Annotated in this window: 1 protein-coding gene; it reads right to left on the reverse strand. The window is 61.3% G+C overall.

What is annotated here, in order from left to right:
• Positions 1-34: 34 nt before the first annotated feature.
• Positions 35-1,150 carry a glycosyltransferase family 4 protein gene (locus NW815_RS02640; RefSeq protein WP_414390806.1) on the reverse strand — a complete coding sequence of 372 codons (1,116 nt, stop codon included), beginning with the start codon at positions 1,148-1,150 and terminating at the stop codon, positions 35-37.
• Positions 1,151-1,197: the final 47 nt, after the last annotated feature.

The raw sequence follows: 1,197 nt of genomic DNA on the forward strand, positions 1-1,197 counted from the left end.
AGCTTATTATTGACTAGAGTCATGCTCCGCACCGCTAATCGGCGGCAATAACAGCCCGGTAGTAGCCTTCCAACTGTTGGGTGGCTGCCGACCAGCTCCAACGTTCTGCCTCCTGGCGGGCTTGCTGTCGGAAGAGCTGTCGCTGCCCGACGCTGCTCAGGAGTTGCTGGGTAACCTGGACAAAGTCGCTATCCGAATTGGGATCGAACAGAAAGCCATTGCGCCCACTGTCCACCACATCGGTAATGCCGCCGCAGCGGGGGGCGATCACCGGACAACCGGCAGCCATGGCTTCCAACAGAACCAGCCCCAAGGTCTCGGTCCGGGAGGGGAACACGAACAAATCCGCCGAAGCAAAGGCCGCTGCCAGAGACTCCCCCTGCAGATAGCCCGTAAACACCACATCGTAGCCGGCAAAATGTTGCTCCAGGGATCCCCGCTCTGGCCCATCCCCCACAATAGCTAGGCGCGCCTGCGGGATCCGCTCTAGCAACACCCGGATCCGCCCTACTTCCTTCTCAGCCGAAAGCCGTCCCACGTAGAGCAAAAGAGGCCGTTCCGGTTGCCCTGCGGTGAGCCGAGCCCGCATCTCTGGACTGGCAGCCTGGGGATGAAACAACTCCGTATCCACTCCCCGCTGCCACAGTTGCACCCGCTCAATGCCGTGGGCGCTCAGCTCCTGCATCATGGCCGTTGAGGTGCAAAGATTGACCCGCGCCAAATTGTGCCCCAGCTTCAGGAGATTCCACAAAACCCCTTCCAGAAAGCCCAGCCCATAATGCTGCAGATACTTCGGCAGATGGGTATGGTAGGAGGCCACCAGCGGGATCCCCATCGTCTGGCTGTAGTAGAGGCCCCCCAATCCCAAAACCGCCGGGTTCACCACGTGGATCACATCCGGTCGGAAACGGCTGAGCAACTTACCGATGGCCGGGCCAGGGGCGGCCAGCTTCAACTCTGGATACAGAGGCAGCGGCATCCCCGGGATCCCGTAAACCCGTGCCCGTGCAAACCGCCGCGGGGCTCCCCGGGGCGCGACGATGAGCACCGAGTTACCACGAGCGGTTAGGTGACGCACCGTGTGGCAGAGGCGGGTAACAATGCCGTCCACCTTGGGCAGAAACGTCTCCGTAAACAGGGCTATGCGCATCAGGGATCCCAAGCCTACTGTTATTGCTCCGCAACGCTGCTGCGACC

The organism is Synechococcus sp. R6-7 (assembly GCF_047461695.1).
In the GTDB taxonomy this organism is placed as follows: Bacteria; Cyanobacteriota; Cyanobacteriia; order Thermostichales; family Thermostichaceae; genus Thermostichus.

What these genes read in the sequence shown, in the direction of transcription:
- NW815_RS02640 (WP_414390806.1), bottom strand. Translation starts at nt 1,150, where the DNA reads ATGCGCATAGCCCTGTTTACGGAGACGTTTCTGCCCAAGGTGGACGGC.